The sequence below is a fragment of the Streptomyces sp. NPDC050617 genome (assembly GCF_040654795.1).
In the GTDB taxonomy this organism is placed as follows: domain Bacteria; phylum Actinomycetota; class Actinomycetes; order Streptomycetales; family Streptomycetaceae; genus Streptomyces.
Genome location: NZ_JBFAIS010000022.1, coordinates 39,068 through 54,605, shown reverse-complemented (window position 1 = coordinate 54,605; position 15,538 = coordinate 39,068). Strand labels below are relative to the sequence as shown.

At 72.0% G+C, this 15,538-nt stretch carries 16 protein-coding genes and 1 tRNA gene; 9 read left to right on the top strand and 8 right to left on the bottom strand.

The window, feature by feature from the left end; all coding sequences use genetic code 11:
• The first annotated feature begins 155 nt into the window (after positions 1 to 155).
• The 3 genes from AB0I49_RS26420 (at position 156) to AB0I49_RS26410 (ending at position 2,789) form a co-directional block, all read left to right on the top strand.
• The gene (locus tag AB0I49_RS26420; RefSeq protein ID WP_030876384.1) at positions 156 to 731 is read left to right on the top strand and encodes a TerD family protein; all 576 of its coding nucleotides are present in this window, start codon (positions 156 to 158) and stop codon (positions 729 to 731) included.
• A gap of 49 nt (positions 732 to 780) precedes the next feature.
• On the top strand, positions 781 to 1,932 hold the full coding sequence (locus AB0I49_RS26415) for a DUF475 domain-containing protein (protein WP_363229578.1): 1,152 nt from the start codon (positions 781 to 783) through the stop codon (positions 1,930 to 1,932).
• A gap of 107 nt (positions 1,933 to 2,039) precedes the next feature.
• Positions 2,040 to 2,789 carry a Tellurium resistance gene (locus AB0I49_RS26410; RefSeq protein ID WP_363229577.1) on the top strand — a complete coding sequence of 250 codons (750 nt, stop codon included), beginning with the start codon at positions 2,040 to 2,042 and terminating at the stop codon, positions 2,787 to 2,789.
• Positions 2,790 to 2,817: 28 nt separating this feature from the next.
• On the opposite strand, the gene AB0I49_RS26405 is transcribed toward AB0I49_RS26410, so the two are convergent.
• Entirely contained in the window at positions 2,818 to 3,717 is a 900-nt protein-coding gene (locus AB0I49_RS26405) for a TerD family protein (protein ID WP_363229576.1), read from the bottom strand.
• A 283-nt stretch (positions 3,718 to 4,000) separates the two neighbouring features.
• Between AB0I49_RS26405 and AB0I49_RS26400 the strand changes: the two genes are divergently transcribed.
• The 4 genes from AB0I49_RS26400 to AB0I49_RS26385 all read left to right on the top strand — a co-directional run bounded on the left by AB0I49_RS26400 (position 4,001) and on the right by AB0I49_RS26385 (position 9,030).
• Entirely contained in the window at positions 4,001 to 5,170 is a 1,170-nt protein-coding gene (locus AB0I49_RS26400; protein WP_363229575.1) for an HpcH/HpaI aldolase/citrate lyase family protein, read from the top strand.
• A 29-nt stretch (positions 5,171 to 5,199) separates the two neighbouring features.
• Positions 5,200 to 7,665, top strand: coding sequence for a phosphoribosyltransferase (locus AB0I49_RS26395; protein WP_363229663.1), 2,466 nt, complete (start codon positions 5,200 to 5,202; stop codon positions 7,663 to 7,665).
• A 14-nt stretch (positions 7,666 to 7,679) separates the two neighbouring features.
• A complete protein-coding gene (locus AB0I49_RS26390) occupies positions 7,680 to 8,489 on the top strand; it encodes an HAD family hydrolase (RefSeq protein ID WP_363229574.1) in 810 nt (269 codons plus the stop codon).
• Positions 8,490 to 8,586: 97 nt separating this feature from the next.
• Positions 8,587 to 9,030: a PAS domain S-box protein gene (locus tag AB0I49_RS26385; protein WP_363229573.1), complete on the top strand. Its 444-nt coding sequence runs from the start codon at positions 8,587 to 8,589 to the stop codon at positions 9,028 to 9,030.
• Between the two features lie 112 nt (positions 9,031 to 9,142).
• Here the strand turns inward: AB0I49_RS26385 and AB0I49_RS26380 are convergent, their stop codons facing one another.
• The 4 genes from AB0I49_RS26380 to AB0I49_RS26365 form a co-directional block, all read right to left on the bottom strand.
• The gene (locus AB0I49_RS26380; protein WP_363229572.1) at positions 9,143 to 9,766 is read right to left on the bottom strand and encodes a DUF4383 domain-containing protein; all 624 of its coding nucleotides are present in this window, start codon (positions 9,764 to 9,766) and stop codon (positions 9,143 to 9,145) included.
• A gap of 141 nt (positions 9,767 to 9,907) precedes the next feature.
• Positions 9,908 to 10,126, bottom strand: coding sequence for a zinc ribbon domain-containing protein (locus AB0I49_RS26375; protein WP_363229571.1), 219 nt, complete (start codon positions 10,124 to 10,126; stop codon positions 9,908 to 9,910).
• A gap of 119 nt (positions 10,127 to 10,245) precedes the next feature.
• Positions 10,246 to 11,637: a hypothetical protein gene (locus AB0I49_RS26370; RefSeq protein WP_363229570.1), complete on the bottom strand. Its 1,392-nt coding sequence runs from the start codon at positions 11,635 to 11,637 to the stop codon at positions 10,246 to 10,248.
• Between the two features lie 74 nt (positions 11,638 to 11,711).
• Entirely contained in the window at positions 11,712 to 12,536 is an 825-nt protein-coding gene (locus AB0I49_RS26365) for a DUF4097 family beta strand repeat-containing protein (RefSeq protein WP_363229569.1), read from the bottom strand.
• Between the two features lie 276 nt (positions 12,537 to 12,812).
• On the opposite strand from AB0I49_RS26365, the gene AB0I49_RS26360 reads away from it, so the two are divergent.
• Together AB0I49_RS26360 and AB0I49_RS26355 are read left to right on the top strand one after the other, a co-directional pair.
• Positions 12,813 to 12,887: transfer RNA gene (locus AB0I49_RS26360), tRNA-Val, on the top strand.
• 255 nt (positions 12,888 to 13,142) lie between these two features.
• Positions 13,143 to 13,916 (top strand): VOC family protein, encoded by a 774-nt coding sequence (locus AB0I49_RS26355; RefSeq protein ID WP_363229568.1) that lies wholly within the window; start codon positions 13,143 to 13,145, stop codon positions 13,914 to 13,916.
• Here the strand turns inward: AB0I49_RS26355 and AB0I49_RS26350 are convergent.
• From AB0I49_RS26350 to AB0I49_RS26340, 3 genes are read right to left on the bottom strand one after another with little or no spacing between them, the layout of a single operon-like run.
• On the bottom strand, positions 13,885 to 14,382 hold the full coding sequence (locus AB0I49_RS26350) for a hypothetical protein (protein WP_363229567.1): 498 nt from the start codon (positions 14,380 to 14,382) through the stop codon (positions 13,885 to 13,887). The two genes, AB0I49_RS26355 and AB0I49_RS26350, sit on opposite strands and share 32 nt — an antisense overlap.
• Positions 14,379 to 14,633 carry a hypothetical protein gene (locus tag AB0I49_RS26345; RefSeq protein WP_363229566.1) on the bottom strand — a complete coding sequence of 85 codons (255 nt, stop codon included), beginning with the start codon at positions 14,631 to 14,633 and terminating at the stop codon, positions 14,379 to 14,381. Before AB0I49_RS26345 ends, AB0I49_RS26350 begins: the two co-directional genes overlap by 4 nt.
• A complete protein-coding gene (locus tag AB0I49_RS26340; RefSeq protein ID WP_363229565.1) occupies positions 14,630 to 15,106 on the bottom strand; it encodes a hypothetical protein in 477 nt (158 codons plus the stop codon). The genes AB0I49_RS26345 and AB0I49_RS26340 overlap by 4 nt, the downstream gene beginning before the upstream one ends.
• Positions 15,107 to 15,538 lie beyond the last annotated feature (432 nt).

The window sequence follows — 15,538 nt, the reverse complement described above, 5'->3', positions numbered from 1 at the left end:
GTTCGGCGTCGACGTCCGACCAGCCATACCGGCGTCCGGCGCCGCACTCCCGCTGCTGCCTTTCGGCAGGAGCCCCAGGAGCCTTCGAGGAGGCGCCCTGGGGGAGTGCGGCGCCGGACGCGCTAGGACACCCACCGCGGGGAGGAACCAAGACCATGGGCGTAACGCTCGCCAAGGGAGGCAATGTCTCCCTGTCCAAGGCCGCGCCGAACCTCACGAATGTGACCGTCGGACTCGGCTGGGACGCCCGCTCCACCACCGGGGCGCCCTTCGACCTCGACGCCAGCGCACTGCTCTGCCAGTCGGGGCGGGTGCTCGGGGACGAGTACTTCGTCTTCTACAACAACCTCACCAGCCCCGAGGGCTCCGTCGAGCACACCGGCGACAACCTCACCGGTGAGGGCGAGGGCGACGACGAATCGATTCTGGTCGACCTTTCCAAGGTGCCCGCCAGTTGCGACAAGATCGTTTTTCCGGTCTCCATCCATGAGGCCGATCTGCGCGGCCAGAGCTTCGGCCAGGTCAGCAACGCCTTCATCCGCGTGGTGAACCAGGCCGACGGCAGCGAGCTCGCCCGCTACGACCTGAGCGAGGACGCGTCCAGCGAGACGGCGATGATCTTCGGCGAGGTCTATCGGTATGGCGGGGAATGGAAGTTCCGCGCGGTCGGGCAGGGGTACGCGTCGGGTCTGCGCGGCATCGCTCTAGACTTCGGGGTCAACGTTTCGTAAAGCCGCGCTCGACGCGGGGGAATCCTCATAGAGAAGGATTGAGTAGCCAGTGCTCCTCAGAACATTCGGCTGGTCGTTCGGCATCACAGCCGCCGGCCTCGCCTTGGCCGGCTTGCTCTGGGGGTGGCAGGGGCTGGCGGTCGTCGCGATCCTCTCCGTCCTGGAGATCTCGCTCTCGTTCGACAACGCGGTCATCAACGCCGGCATCCTGCGGAAGATGAGCCCGTTCTGGCAGAAGATGTTCCTCACCATCGGCATCCTGATCGCCGTCTTCGGTATGAGGCTCGTCTTCCCGGTGGTCATCGTGGCCATCACCGCCAAGCTGAACCCGATCGAGGCGGTCAACGTCGCGATCAACGACCACGACCGCTATGAATCCCTGGTCACCAGCGCCCACCCGGCGATCGCCGCGTTCGGCGGAATGTTCCTGCTGATGATCTTCCTGGACTTCGTCCTGGAGGACCGGGACATCCAGTGGCTGCGCTGGCTGGAGAGGCCGCTCGCCAAGCTGGGCAAGCTGGAGACCCTCTCCGTCGTCGTCGCCATGGTCGTCCTCATGATCGCGGCCACCACCTTCGCGACCTCCGTGCCCGTGCACGGCGGCCACGGCACGATCGACAAGGGCGCGACCGTCCTGCTCGCCGGCATCGGCGGCCTGGTCACGTATCTGATCGTCGGCGGCATCTCCAGCTTCTTCGAGAACCGGCTGGAGGATATGGAGGGAGACGAGGAAGAAGGGAAGGAAGGGGAGACCGCGGGGGCCGCGAAGAAGAACGGGTCGTCCGTCGTCGGGCTCGTCGGCAAGGCCGCCTTCTTCATGTTCCTCTACCTGGAGGTCATCGACGCCTCCTTCTCCTTCGACGGCGTCATCGGCGCGTTCGCCATCACCAACGACATCTTCGAGATGGCGCTGGGTCTCGGCATCGGCGCGATGTACATCCGGTCGCTCACCGTCTACCTCGTCCGCAAGGGCACCCTCGACGACTACGTGTACCTGGAGCACGGCGCGCACTACGCGATCGGCGCGCTCGCCGTCATCCTGCTCATCACGATCAAGTACGAGATCAACGAGGTCATCACGGGCCTCGTCGGCATCGTCCTGATCGCCGCCTCCTTCTGGTCGTCGCTGGTCAGAAACCGACGGCTGGAGGCCATGGGAGAAAACTCCGAGAACAAGGCCGAGGTCACCTCCGGAGTGTGACGACGGTAAGTTTGAGGAACGCTCTGAGCGGGGCGGTCGTGAGGTCCAACCTCCCGGCCGCCCCGCGGCAGTTGGCCCGAGCGGGGTGAGAGGTGGGTGTGCGTTAAGTGGCATTCTGGAGCGGTTTCTTCAGCAACTGGAGCGGAGCGGCGCAGCAGTTCGACAGCGGCAGCTCGTCCGGTGCCGTCGAACTGACCAAGCGGCATCCCTCGGTCTCCCTGACCAAGCAGAACGCCCTCACCGGCAATCTGCGGGTCAACCTGTCCTGGCGGATGCGGACCTCCGACTTCGACGAGAAGATGAGCAGGGGCGGCAGCGGTGGCGGGATACGCCACCCCTTCGGCAAGTTCCGCCCGGAGATCGTCCAGTCCCAGGGCCCCGCGGTCGTCAACGTCGACCTCGACCTCGCCTGCATGTACGAGCTGACGGACGGCAGCAAGGGCGTCGTACAGCCGCTCGGCAACTTCCTCGGCAGCCTGAACACCGCGCCGTACGTGCAGCTCAGCGGCGACGACCGGTTCGGCTCGCCGTCCGGCGAGACGATCTACGTCAACATGGACCACCACGAGGACATCAAGCGGCTGCTGATCTTCGTCTACATCTACGACGGGACGCCCGCCTTCGACCGTACGCACGCGATGGTCACCCTCTACCCCGGCAACGGCCCCCGCGTGGAGATCTCGCTCGCCGAGCGGGCGCCGCAGGCCCGCTCCTGCGCCGTGGCGCTGCTGGAGAACAACAAGGGCGAGATCACCCTGCGCCGCGAGGTGAAGTACGTGTACGGCTTCCAGGCGGAGCTGGACCGGCTCTACGGCTGGGGGCTCCAATGGGGCCGGGGGTTCAAGTCCAAGGTCTGAGCCCAGGCTCCGTCGTGCGCCTGTACCGCTAGCGGTTCTGGAACTGCGGCCCCTGCGGCGGCAGCCGGAACGCCGGGTCGGGCAGCGGCTGGTACTGCGGGTATCCGTACGCGGGCTGCGGCTGCGTCGGAGGCTGCTGCGGATAGCCGTAGGCGGGCGCGGGCGGCGCGACCGGCTGCGGCGGTACCACGGGCGGCGGCGGGTAGCCGTAGCCCGCGCCCGGCCGCGGCGGGTCCTGCGGCGCGCCGTCCGCCGCCGGGGCCGGAGCCGGCATCGGACCGGCCCCGGCGGCCGGCGGCAGTTCCGAGGCCGGCTCGTGCGCGGGCCGGGCCGGGGCCTCGGGCGGCGCGGGGGCGGCCGGGCCGTCCTCGGCCGGGGCGTCGCCCTCGTCCACCGAGATGCCGAACTCCGTGGCCAGTTGGATCAGCCCGGACTCGTACCCCTGCCCCAGCGCCCGGAACTTCCAGCCGTCTCCGCGCCGGTACAGCTCACCGCAGATCATCGCGGTCTCGTCGCCGGTCTCCGGCTGCACCTCGAAGAGGGCGACGGGCTCGCCCCCCTCCTCGGCCGCCGCGTCGTACAGCAGGACGCACAGGTCCCGTACGAGCCCAAACGCGCCGCCGTCCGAGGACGCGGCCAGCACCACCCGGTCCACCGACGCGTCCAGCGCCGCCAGGTCGGTCTCGACCGTGTCCGTCAGCCCCTCCGGCAGCCGCTTCTTCGGCAGGTGCCGCACCAGGCCCGACGGGTGCCGGGGCTGGTTGTAGAAGACGAAGTCCTCGTCCGAGCGCACGCGCCCCTCGTCGCCGATCAGCAGGGCGGAAGCGTCCACGTCGGGGACGCCCGGACCGGGGGTCCAGCGCAGTACGGTCCGTACAGCCCGAGCCTCCAGCGGGATGTTCGACCCCTTCAGCATCGCGTGCGTCATGCCCGTCATCCTGCCTGCTGGGTCCGCGCGGGGACAACGCAGGGGGACCGCACGGCCGGCCGGGTCTGCCCCCGGGGCCCGCCCGTCCGGACCCGCGCGGACGCGGAAGGGCACAGTACGGCAGCGGAAGGGCACCGTACGGACGCGGAAGGGCACTGTGCCGGGGCGGCGGGCCGCCGCCCCGGGCGCCGGGAACTCTCGCCCCACCGCCGGACGTACGATAATCGGCCATGCTTCCGGACCGGACGGGTCGAGGGAGGGCCGCCGCGCGACGGAGAGAACCATGAGGCATTTCGGATATCTGGCACCCGAGGAACGCGAGGCCCTGTTCCACCGGGAGCCCGGCGAATTCACCGCCGCCTCCCCGGCCCGTACGCTCGCCACCGCACTCGGCGCCACGCTCTACAGCCCCGCCACCCGCCCCCGCCTCGCCGACGACATCGTCAGACAGGCCGGCCGGGGCGTCGTCTCCATGGTGCTGTGCCTGGAGGACTCCATCGACGACGCCGACGTGCCGGGCGCCGAGGAGAACCTGGTGCGGCAGTTCGCCGACCTCGACGGGCGCGGCGCCGACGCGAGCCTGCCGCTGCTGTTCATCCGGGTCCGCACGGACCGCCAGATACCCGACCTGACCCGCCGGCTCGGCCGCGCCGGGCGGCTGCTCACCGGGTTCGTGCTGCCCAAGTTCACCGAGGAGCGCGGCGTCCCCTTCCTGGAGGCGCTGCTGGCCGCCGAGAACGGCTACGGGCGGCGGCTCTTCGCCATGCCCGTACTCGAATCGCCCGAACTGCTCCACCTGGAGACCCGCACCGAGACGCTCGCCGGCATCGCCCGCACCGTCGACAAGTACCGCGACCGGGTGCTCGCCCTGCGGCTCGGCGTCACCGACTTCTGCTCCGCGTACGGGCTGCGCCGCGCCCCCGACATGACCGCGTACGACGTCCAGCTCGTCGCCTCCGTCATCGCCGACGTCGTCAACGTCCTCGGCCGCGCCGACGGCACGGGCTTCACGGTCACCGGGCCCGTATGGGAGTACTTCCGGCAGCACGAGCGGATGTTCAAGCCGCAGCTGCGCCGCAGCCCGTTCGCCGGCTCGGCCGAGGCGCTGCGCGCCGCCCTCATCGAGCACGACATCGACGGCCTGCTGCGGGAGATCGAACTCGACCGGGCCAACGGCCTCCAGGGCAAGACGTGCATCCACCCCTCGCACGTCGCGCCCGTGCACGCGCTCTCCGTCGTCAGCCACGAGGAGTTCAGCGACGCCGAGGACATCCTGCGGCCCGGCCGCGACGGCGGCGGAGTGCTGCGGTCCGCCTACACCAACAAGATGAACGAGGTGAAGCCGCACCGGGCGTGGGCCGAGCGGACCATGCTGCGCGCCGACGTCTTCGGCGTCGCGCGGGAGGACGTCAGCTTCGTGGAACTGCTGGCGGCGGGGGTGCGGAGCGCGTGAACGAGTTCGGCGAACAGGGCGAAGAGAGAATGGGGCACGGCGTGGTGTGGTCAGGGCAGTGGGTCGCGGACCGGCTGGGCGTGGAACTGGACGGCGACCCGGCGCTCCCGGAACTGCTGGGCCTGGCGCTGCGGCGCAACCCCAAGCGGGCCCACCTGCTGGTCTCCAACGTGCTCGGCAAGCACGTGCCGCAGCGGCCCGCCGCCGTGTACGGGGCCGGGTTCGGCCTCGGCCGCCGGGTCCGGGAGCTGCTCGGCGACGCGGACGCCGCCCGCGCCGTGGTCCTCGGCTACGCGGAGACCGCCACCGGCCTCGGCCACAGCGCGGCGGATGGGCTGGCCCTCGCCCCCTACCTCCACTCGACCCGCCGTCCCGTCGCGGGCACGGCCCCCGTGGGCGGCTTCGAGGAGGAGCACAGCCACGCCACCTCCCACCTCCTCCTCCCCGAGAACCGCGAACTCCTGGGCGGAGACGGCCCGTTGGTCATCGTGGACGACGAGTTCTCCACCGGCCGCACGGTCCTCAACACCATCGCCGCCCTGCACGCCCGCTTCCCGCGCGACCGGTACGTCATCGTCGCCCTCGTCGACATGCGCTCCCCGGCGGACCGCGCGCGGCTCGCGGAGTTCGCGGCGGAACTGGGGGCGCGCATCGACCTGGTGGCCCTGGCCACCGGCACGGTGCGGCTGCCGGAGGGGGTGCTGGAGCGGGGGCGTGAACTCGTCGCGGAGCACGAAGGGTTGACGGATGCGGACGCTGCGCCTCGGGGTCGCAGCGCCGTGCGGCGGGTGGAGCTCGGCTGGCCCGACGGGCTGCCCGACGGCGGCCGGCACGGCTTCACGCCACGGCACCGGGCGGCGCTGGACGCGGCGCTGCCGGGGATGGCGGCCCGTATCGCCAAGGCTCTGGACGGCGGCGCCACGGCGCCCCGGCGCGTACTCGTCCTCGGCTTCGAAGAGCTGATGTACGCGCCGCTGCGGCTGGCCGACGCGCTCGACACCGCGCTGGGGGACCGCGCCGAGGTCTACTCCTCGACCACCACCCGCTCGCCGGTCCTCGCCGTGGACGACCCCGGCTACGCGATCCGTACGCGCCTCGCCTTCCCCGCGCACGACGCGCCCGCCGACGGGCCCGGCGAGCGGTACGCCTACAACGTCGCGGGCGCCGGTTTCGACGCCGTGGTGGCGGTCGTCGACTCCACCGCCGACACGGACGAACTCCACGCTCCTGGCGGGCTGTTGGCGCAACTCTCCGCCCATGCGGGGCAGGTGCTGCTGGCCGTGGTCCCGTCCTACCGGCCGTCCGTTTCCGCCGCAGCCGAAAAGCAGACGCCGCCCCTGCCGGAGCCGCTGCGCGGCCCCCAGTTCTCCTCGTACGCGCCCGACGAGGTCGGCTGGCTGCTCCAGGACCTCTCGGCGGTGGCCCTCGAAGCGCCCACGGAGGAGCGCGAGGAGGCGGTCCAGAACGGCGGCGCGCACTACGCGGAGTCGCTGCCGGTGGAGTACCAGCCGAGCGAGGCGTACCAGGAGCTGTTCCGCTCCGCGCTCGACGCGTCCGCCGCCCGTATCGCGCGCGCCGTCGGCGCCGTCACCGAGACCCTGCTCGCCGAGCGCTCGCCCCGGCCCGTACTCGTCTCGCTCGCGCGGGCCGGTACGCCCGTAGGCGTGCTGATGCGGCGCTGGGCGCGCCACGCGCACGGCCTGGACCTGCCGCACTACGCCATCTCGATCGTGCGCGGCCGGGGCGTCGACGCGACCGCGCTGCGCTGGCTGGCGGACCGTCACGACCCATCCGACGTCGTCTTCGTCGACGGCTGGACGGGCAAGGGCGCGATCACCCGCGAACTCGCCGACGCCCTGCGGGAGGTCGAAGGACGCGGAGGCCGCGCAGGCTTCGACCCCCGCATCGCCGTGCTCGCCGACCCCGGCGGCTGCGTGGACACCTACGGCACGCGCGACGACTTTCTCATACCCTCCGCCTGCCTCAACTCGACCGTATCCGGGCTCATTTCACGCACCGTGCTGCGCTCCGACCTGGTCGGGCCGGACGACTTCCACGGCGCGAAGTTCTACCGCGAACTGGCCGGCTCCGACGTGTCCCGGCACTTCCTGGACGCCGTCGAGGCCCGCTTCGGCGAGGTGGAGGAGCAGGTGGCGGCCGACGCGAAGGAGTTGGCGGCCGCGGACCGCACGCCCACCTGGGCGGGGTGGGCGGCCGTCGAGCGGATCAGCGAGGAGTACGGCATCCACGACGTGAACCTCGTCAAGCCCGGCGTCGGCGAGACGACCCGCGTACTGCTGCGCCGCGTCCCGTGGAAGATCCTCGCCCGCCGGGGCGCGGGCGCGGACCTCGCGCACGTACGGCTGCTGGCCGAACAGCGCGGGGTGCCGGTGGAGGACGTCGACGAGCTGCCGTACAGCTGCGTCGGGCTGATCCACCCGCGCTACACGCGCGGCGCGACGGGCGCGGACGGCAGGGCGGTGACGGCGCTGTGAAGGATCCTGCCGCCATGACCACCATGATCGCGAGCGATCTCGACCGCACCCTCATCTACTCCGCCGCCGCCCTCGACCTGCGGATGCCGGACGCCGAAGCGCCCCGGCTGCTCTGCGTCGAGGTGTACGAGCACCGGCCGCTCTCCTATCTGACGGAGACCGCCGCCGCCCTGCTCGCCGAACTGCGCACGGCCGCGCACTTCGTGCCGGCCACCACCCGCACCCGCGAACAGTACGAGCGCATCCAACTGCCAGGCCCCGCACCGAAGTTCGCGATCTGCGCCAACGGCGGACAGCTGCTCGTACACGGCGAGCCGGACGCCGACTGGCAGGCGCGGGTGCGCCGGACGCTGGCGGCCGAGTGCGCCGGGCTCGACGAGGTCCGCGGCCATCTGCTGCGCACCGCCGACCCGGCCTGGCTCCTCAAGGAGCGCACCGCCGCCGGTCTCTTCGCCTATCTCGTCGTCGAGCGCGCCCTGCTGCCCGACGCCTGGGTCAAGGAGCTGGCGGCCTGGGCGGACGGCCGCGGCTGGACGGTCTCCGTGCAGGGCCGCAAGGTCTACGCGGTGCCGAAGCCGCTCACGAAGAGCGCGGCCGTCGCGGAGGTGGCCCGCCGTACGGGCGCCGAGACGGTGCTAGCCGCCGGTGACTCGCTCCTCGACGCCGATCTGCTGCTCGCCGCCGACCGCGGCTGGCGGCCGGGCCACGGCGAGCTGGCGGCCGAGGGCTGGTCCGCGCCGCACGTCACGGCGGTGGAGGCGTGCGGGGTCGCGGCGGGGGAGGAGATCGTACGGGCCTTCGCTGGGGCCGTCGCGGGAGGCTGAGCCGACCGGGGTAGCCGCACATCCGGTCGACTGTATACAGTCGTGCGTAGGAGATCCGCGCGGTCACGGCGACGGATCGCCCAGGCTTGGAGGCGTCATGGACAACTTGGACCCCGAGGTGGTGCTGGGCATGGCAGCCCAGGCCCCCGACGGCATAGTGATCACCGACCGCGAGGGGCTGATCCGCTACTGGAACCAGGGTGCGGAGCGGATCTTCGGCTTCTCCGCCGCCGAGGTCGAGGGCCGCAGCCTGGACGTGATCATCCCCGAGAAGCACCGGCAGCGGCACTGGGACGGCTACCGGACGGCCATGGAGAAGGGCACCAGCCGGTACGGCGCGGACGACCTGCTGGCCGTGCCCGCGCTGGCGGCGGACGGCAGGAAGCTGTCGATCGAGTTCAGCGTGGTGCTGCTGCCCGCCACCGACGGCGGCGGGGGCCATGTCGGCGCGGTCATCCGGGACGTCACGGCGCGGCGGGCGCAGGAGAAGGAGATCCGCCGCCGACTGCTGGAGGCCGCGCCGGAGCGCGCGGGGGCCTGAGCTGTGGCGCGAGCGGTGGCTTGAGCTGTGGCTTGGTCGGGGGGCCTGGGCAGTGGCGTGAGCAGGGGCCTGGTCGGGGGCCCGGACGCGGCCTGATCGCAAGTCCCGCGGCTCACCGCGGCGGGCCCGAGTGCGGCGGGCCCGTCAGCCTCCCGAGTTCGCGGCGGCGGCGGGCGCGGTCCTCGCGGGCGGCCTGTTCCGGGTGGCGGGCGCGCCAGTACGGGTTGTCGTGCGGGAGCCCGCCGCTGACCCGCCCGTACATCCCGAAGATCAGCAGCAGCACGCCGACGACGAAGCTGAAGAGCACGTTCTGGATGCGGAAGGCCAAAAAGTTGTAGCCGCCGTCCAGCAGGGCCAGATTGACGAAGCCGCTGAGGATGAAGAGCACGCCGAGCCCGATGTTGAGGGTCGAGGCGAAATTGCCGCCGATCACCATGCCGACGAAGAGCAGCGCGCCGACGGCGATGGACAGCACGCTCAGCGTGCCGTTGGTGTTGAGACCGGCGACGGTGTCGCCGCGGGTGGAGAAGAACCCCACCTTGTCGATCAGCCCGAGGATGCCGAAGGCGAGCAGCACCAGGCCCATGAGGCCGGCGCCGGCGCGGTAGACCCGGCTGAGGCGGTGGTCCGTCGGCAGGTGCTCGTCGAGCGTGGCGCGCCGCCGGCGTGCCTGCCCGCGGTGCGGCTGCCAGGGCCTCGCGTGTCCGGGCCCGGGTGTGGCGTGGCCTGTGGCCATGGTTCCGGCCCTCCTTTGCGGTGCGCTGGGAGGTGCGTGCTGGGCCGTGATCCGTACGTACGGGCCGACGCGCGCGCCTCGCGCACGCGCCGCGCGTACGTACGTACTCCCAGGGTCCGCCTACGGGCCGGTCGGCTCAACTCAGCCGCAGCAACCGCCGCCGCAGCAGCCACCGCCACCGCCGCTGCCGGACTGCGGCTGCGGGGACTGGGCGGCGCCGCCCACGGCGACGGTGGACAGCAGCTTCACGGCGTCGCCGTGCCCGTGGGGGCAGCTGGCGGGGTCGGAGGAGCGGGCCATGGGCCGCTTGAGCTCGAAGGTGACACCACACGTCTTGCAGCGGTATTCGTAACGGGGCATGCCAGGCAGCATAGCGAGCCCTGTTTCAGCCCTGTCCAGACCGGCCCACGGGGCCGGCGCCCGGCGATCGCGCGGATATTGATCGGTCGGCGCCCGGCTGGTGCCCGTCTAATGTCCGTCTAGTGTCCGGCGCCGCGCGCCTCGCGGATCTCCTGGACCACGCGCGCGGCCGTCTGCCGCACCGCCTCCGTCTCCGTGAGGAAGTGCCACCAGTCGGGGTGCCGGCCGGTCAGCGCGTCGACGGCGCGGTCGAGGCGGGCCACGGCCTCGTCCAGCGGGCGGGCGGTCCGCGGGTCGGGGGTGGCGCGCCCCGCCATGGCGAGGCGCTGCGCGTCCCGGATGGCGAACCGGGTCCGTTCGACCTCCTTCTGGTGGTCGAAGGAGACCTCGTCGAGCCTGCGCAGCCGGTCGGAGGCGGCGGAGACCCCCTCGTCGGTGGTGTTCAGCAGGGCCCGTACGGTCGAGAGCAGGGCCGTGGCGTCCGGCCAGCGCTGCTCCTCGCGGGCGGTACGGGCCTCCCGCAGCTTCTCCTCGGCCTGCCGCACGGCCTGCTCGGCCTGTTCCGGAACCTGTTGCAGATCCTGCCAGCAGGCGGCGCTGTAGCGGCGGCGCAGCTCGCTGAGGACCGGGGCGACGCCGGCGGCACGGGTGGTGATGGCCTGGGCGCGGGTGCGCAGCGAGACGAGCCGCTTGTCTATCTCGGCGGCCTTCTCCGGCAGCCGGTCCGCCTCGCCGCGGATCGCCTCGGCCTCGCGGAGCACCTGGTCGGCGCGGGCGATGGTCTCGGGCACGCCGTGCTGCCCGGCGCCCTGGTTGAGCTTGGTCAGCTCGGGGGCGAGGGCGGCGAGCCGGGCGGCCAGGTCGTCGGCGCCGAGTCCGGAGGCCCGTACCGCGTCGAGCGCGTTGCTCGCGGCCAGCAGCCCCTGCCGGGCCCGCTCCACGGCGGGCGCGAGCCGGGCCAGCTGCGTCTCGGCCGTGCCGAGCAGCGGCGCGAGCCCCTGCCCGAACCGCTCCAGGTCGCCCTTGACCCGCTCCAGCTCGTCCTTGGCCTTCGACAGGTCGCTGCGGGCGCGGGCGGCGGCCCCGGCGTCGAGGTCGTCGCGGTCGAGGTCGTGGCTGTCCACGGCCGTGATGTACGCGCTGGAGACCTGGTCGATGCGGTCCCCGAACGCCGCGAAGTCGGCGGCGGCCTTGCGGGCGGCGGGGGAGTCGTCGACGGCGGTGATGGTCTCGATCGAGATCTGGAGGTCGCGCTGGGCGGTGTCCAGCTCGTAGAAGGCCGCGGCGGCGGCGTCCTTCGCGGCCTGCGCGTCGGCCCGCTGGCCCTCGCCGCGGCCCCAGCCCCAGCGCCGGGTGCCGCCTCCGGCGAAGGCGGCGGGCGCGGCGGCGATCAGCAGGGGCAGCGGCAGCAGCACGAGCGCGACGCTCTCGCCGAGGACCGTCGCGGCGCCGGCGAATCGGCGGCGTACCGGCCGCGCCGGCCGTACAGACTGCGCGAGTGTCGCCGTCACGTGCCCTCTCCCGATGGATCGCCCCTGGCCCGGATGCCATTCTCCCACCCGTTAAGGACGAACACACCGGCCGATTAGTTCGCGGTGCGTACCTTCACCGGGCCGTTGTCGGTGCGGACCGAGACGGCGTGCTTGCTCGCGTCGTCGCGCGGCACCTTCACCGACTGCGAGCCGTTCTTGGTCTCGACGTCGACCTTGTACGGGGAGCGGGGCAGCTCGATGTCGACGGAACCGTTGCTGGTGACGGCGGACAGGCGGTCGGGGGCGCGGGTCAGCGCGAGGTGCACGGGCCCGTTCGTGGTCTCCGTCCTGACCTGCGACGAGGCGACGCCGGTCGCCTTGACGGCGCCGTTGGTGGTGCTGATGTCGAGCGGCCCGGCGGCGTCCCGCACGGAGACGGCGCCGCTGTGCGTGGCCAGGTGGAGCGGGGCGGCGATCCCCTCGGCCTTCACCGGTCCGTTGTCGCTCTTGACGGTCACGGCGACGCCGGCCGGCACCTCGACCTTGTGCTTGGCGGAGCAGGTGGTGCTGATGCCGCTGCAATGGATGCGCAGCTTCAGGGTGTCCCCGTTCATTTCCCAGTCGGCCTTGGCGGACCCGGCGATGCTCTTCCCCTTGAACCACCGGGTGACCTTGACGTCCTTGCCGCCCGTGCCGTCTTTACCGCCCTTCTTACCGTCCTCGGCGCCGGTGGTCACCACCTCGACCTCCGAGTTGTCGCTGTCCACGGTCAGCGCCTGCCCGCTGAGCGAGAACGACTTGTGCTCCGGCTCCGCGTCCGAGGCATCCCCTCCGCACCCGGCCACGGCGACCCCGGCCACCAGTACTGACGCCGCGACGAGGGAAGTACGGACGACGGTCCGGGTGCGGTGGGTGTACGGGCGGGGGCGGGATGCCACGGCGGTCTCCAGGTTTTCTTCGCTACAGAACACAAGATCATCCGATGCGGGCCGGCGGGCCGCACCGTCACCGCAACCCTACGAATCGATCACTGCGCAATCGATCCAGTTCACTACCGGAACGGGGGTGGGGTTAACCCCCGCTTCTCCCTCTGGCCCCACCGGGTACGGCCTGGGAATGGCCAGGGCGCGACCCGTGTGTGATCCGTGCGCGGCCCGTGTGCGGCCCGGGTATGGCCCACCCGCCGTGGCCATGTACGCTGTCCTTTCGTCCACGGGCGCATAGCTCAGCGGTAGAGCGCTGCCCTTACAAGGCAGATGTCGCTGGTTCGAAACCAGCTGTGCCCACCAGCGCGAAGGCCCCCGATCGATCGCGATCGGGGGCTTTTTTCGTTCCCGGAGTCCGGAAGGCCCGGCGTCCCGGAGTCCCGGAGTCCCGGAGTCCCGGAGTCCCGGAGTCCACTAAAAGTCCACATCCTCGCGGCGGGGCCCTCACCGCCGACCTGCCGACCTGCCAACCTGCCGACCTGGCACGAGCCCACCGAGCATGCCAGTCTGGCCGTATGAGGTGACACAGGGTAGGTAGGGGATGCGGAGGATCGGCCCATGCCTGAGACGACGTTGCCGCACCCGCAGGGCGCGGTGTGCTGGCTGGACACGCTGCTGAGCGACCAGGACCGACTGCTGAGTTTCTACCAGCCGCTCCTGGGCTGGTCCGGCGACGCGGACCCGGACGACCCGAACAGGTACGCCGTGCAGACGGTCGGCGGGAAGGCCGTGGCCGGCGTGGGACTCATGCCGCCGGACGAGCCGTTGATGCCCTGGACCGGGTACTTCGCCGTGGACGAGGTGGACGCCACGTCCCGGCGGATCGAGGCGCTGGGCGGCCGGGTCGTGGTCGCGGGCATGGACGCCCCCGGCGTCGGCCGCTTCGCCCACGCCACGGACCCGACCGGCGCGGCGTTCGGCATGTGGCAGGCCGGCCCGTTCCCCGGTTTCGAACTCACGGCGGAGCCCGGCTGCCTGTACTGGTTCGAGCTGGTCACCGACGATGGGAAGGCGGCGGCCGACTTTTACGGCGCGCTGCTGGACGTAGAGGTCCAGCGGATGGAGACGCCGCCCGAGGTCTCCATGGAGTACTGGACCCTCCACGCGGGCGGCGAACCGCGCGCCGGAGTCTTCCAGGCCGGGCAGGAGACCGCTCCCCACTGGCGGCCGTACTTCCAGGTACGCGATGTCGATGCCGCGGTGGCCGCGGCCGTGGAGTCCGGCGCCCGGCTGATCGAGCCCGCGGCTGACACGCCCTACGGGCGGATGGCCGGGCTGCTCGACCCGCTGGGCAACGAGTTCAAGATCGCCACCCCGCCGCCGGGGCGCTGACGCGGCTCGGGGGGCGGGAGCGGCCGGCTTCTCCAATGGCCGCGCGCAGGGCTTGCGGCGAGGTGAGCCGCAACCAGGGGCGCGGGGTTCGTATGGTGGGTTCGGGGAGGATCCAGAGCCGGTTGCCGGTGTAGGCGCCGGGGCGTGGCGCGATGATCGGGCAACCAGGGGGCAGCACCCTCAACTGCCCCACGTCGGCGAGCGTTTGGCCGCCGCCGGTCGGTACGAGCCACCAGGCGGTGCGCTCCGCGCCGCACAGAAGGTGGGGGCCGATGTGGTGGCCGCGATAGGTGAGGAAGGTCGCGGTGCGGCTGGAGAGGCCGAGGGGGATTTCGACGGTGTCCCAGTACGGGCCGGTGACGACGGTGGCGGTCCGCCCTTGGGCCCAAAGGTCGAGCACGGCGTCGGGTCGCGGGGCGGAGGCGGCCAGCCAGTGGGCCATCGAGAGGGGGCGGGCGGTGTTCATGGGCGGTCCTGGGGGTGCTGGCGGCTGCGGGCCTTCGCGATGCGCACGGCGTCGTCCAACGCCCGGAACGCGCCCGTGATCGGTAGCAGAACCTCGTCCGGCAGGCGGGTCTGGTGGGCGTAGACGGCAGTTCGGGCGTCGTCGAGGGCCCGTAGACACATGGCGAGTTGCAGCGTCTCCATGGCTTCGGCGAGGGCTGGGCTGATGTCGAGGGAGGGGTGCGCCGGGCGGCGCTTGCCGGGGTAGCTCACGAGTCGGCCTCCTCGGCTTCCTCGGCGTCGGCGGCCTCGGCGGTGTCGGTGCTGTCGATGTACGCGCCCGCTGCGACCAGGTCGCGGACGGCGGCCGAGGGGCTCAGAACGGTGCCCGGCGGGATCACCCAGTGGGCCCACGGCCCATCGCAGGCATGGGGTGCGGGCAGGCCCATGTAGTGGGCTTCGCGGTCGGTGGTGGTGACGCACTCCGCTGCCGCGTTCCATGTGGCGGCGGTGCCGGGTGGTACGAGGGCGACGTAGGTTTCGCGGTTGAGGAAGACGGGGCCGGTGACGCCGAAGCGGTGGAGTATGGCCCGTACGCGCCCACGGTCACCGCCTTCCGCGAGGCCGTGCACCAGCGGAGCGGGGAGCTTCACCGCATCCCAGGCCGGCCCGACGAGGAACAGGGCCACGCCGACGCTCCACCACCCGTCCTCGGCCGCGTGCGCCGCCTCTCGGGTATGGGTCAAGAGCCGGGCGGCAGTGTGCTCCTGCCGCAGCGAGGGCATCGGCGGAGGGACGCAGCGTTCGGTCATGCCGGGGTCCGTTCGGATCGGTACCGCTTCACGCGCGGGACAAGGGCAAGAAATGCGGCATGGTGGGTGTGCCATTGACGGGCGACGGCGGTCTCACCGAGCAGGGTGCCAGTCGGCACTGTGCCGAGGGCCAGTTGGCTGACTTGGCAGTTGCGCTCGGTGTCGCGCTGGGTAGTGGCGGGGACGGTCGTTCTGCGGTCTGGGCCGGAAACGGGGGCTGACCCACAGCTGTCGGCGGGCATGGCGCAGTGCTCCAAGGGGGTGGGGCGGTACCAGCCACGCCTGGCGGAGGTGAGGCCGTTACCGCAACAGTGCGCTCACGGTAAGTAGTTGGCCGGATCGGAGCCAGTGGCGATGTGCCCTAGT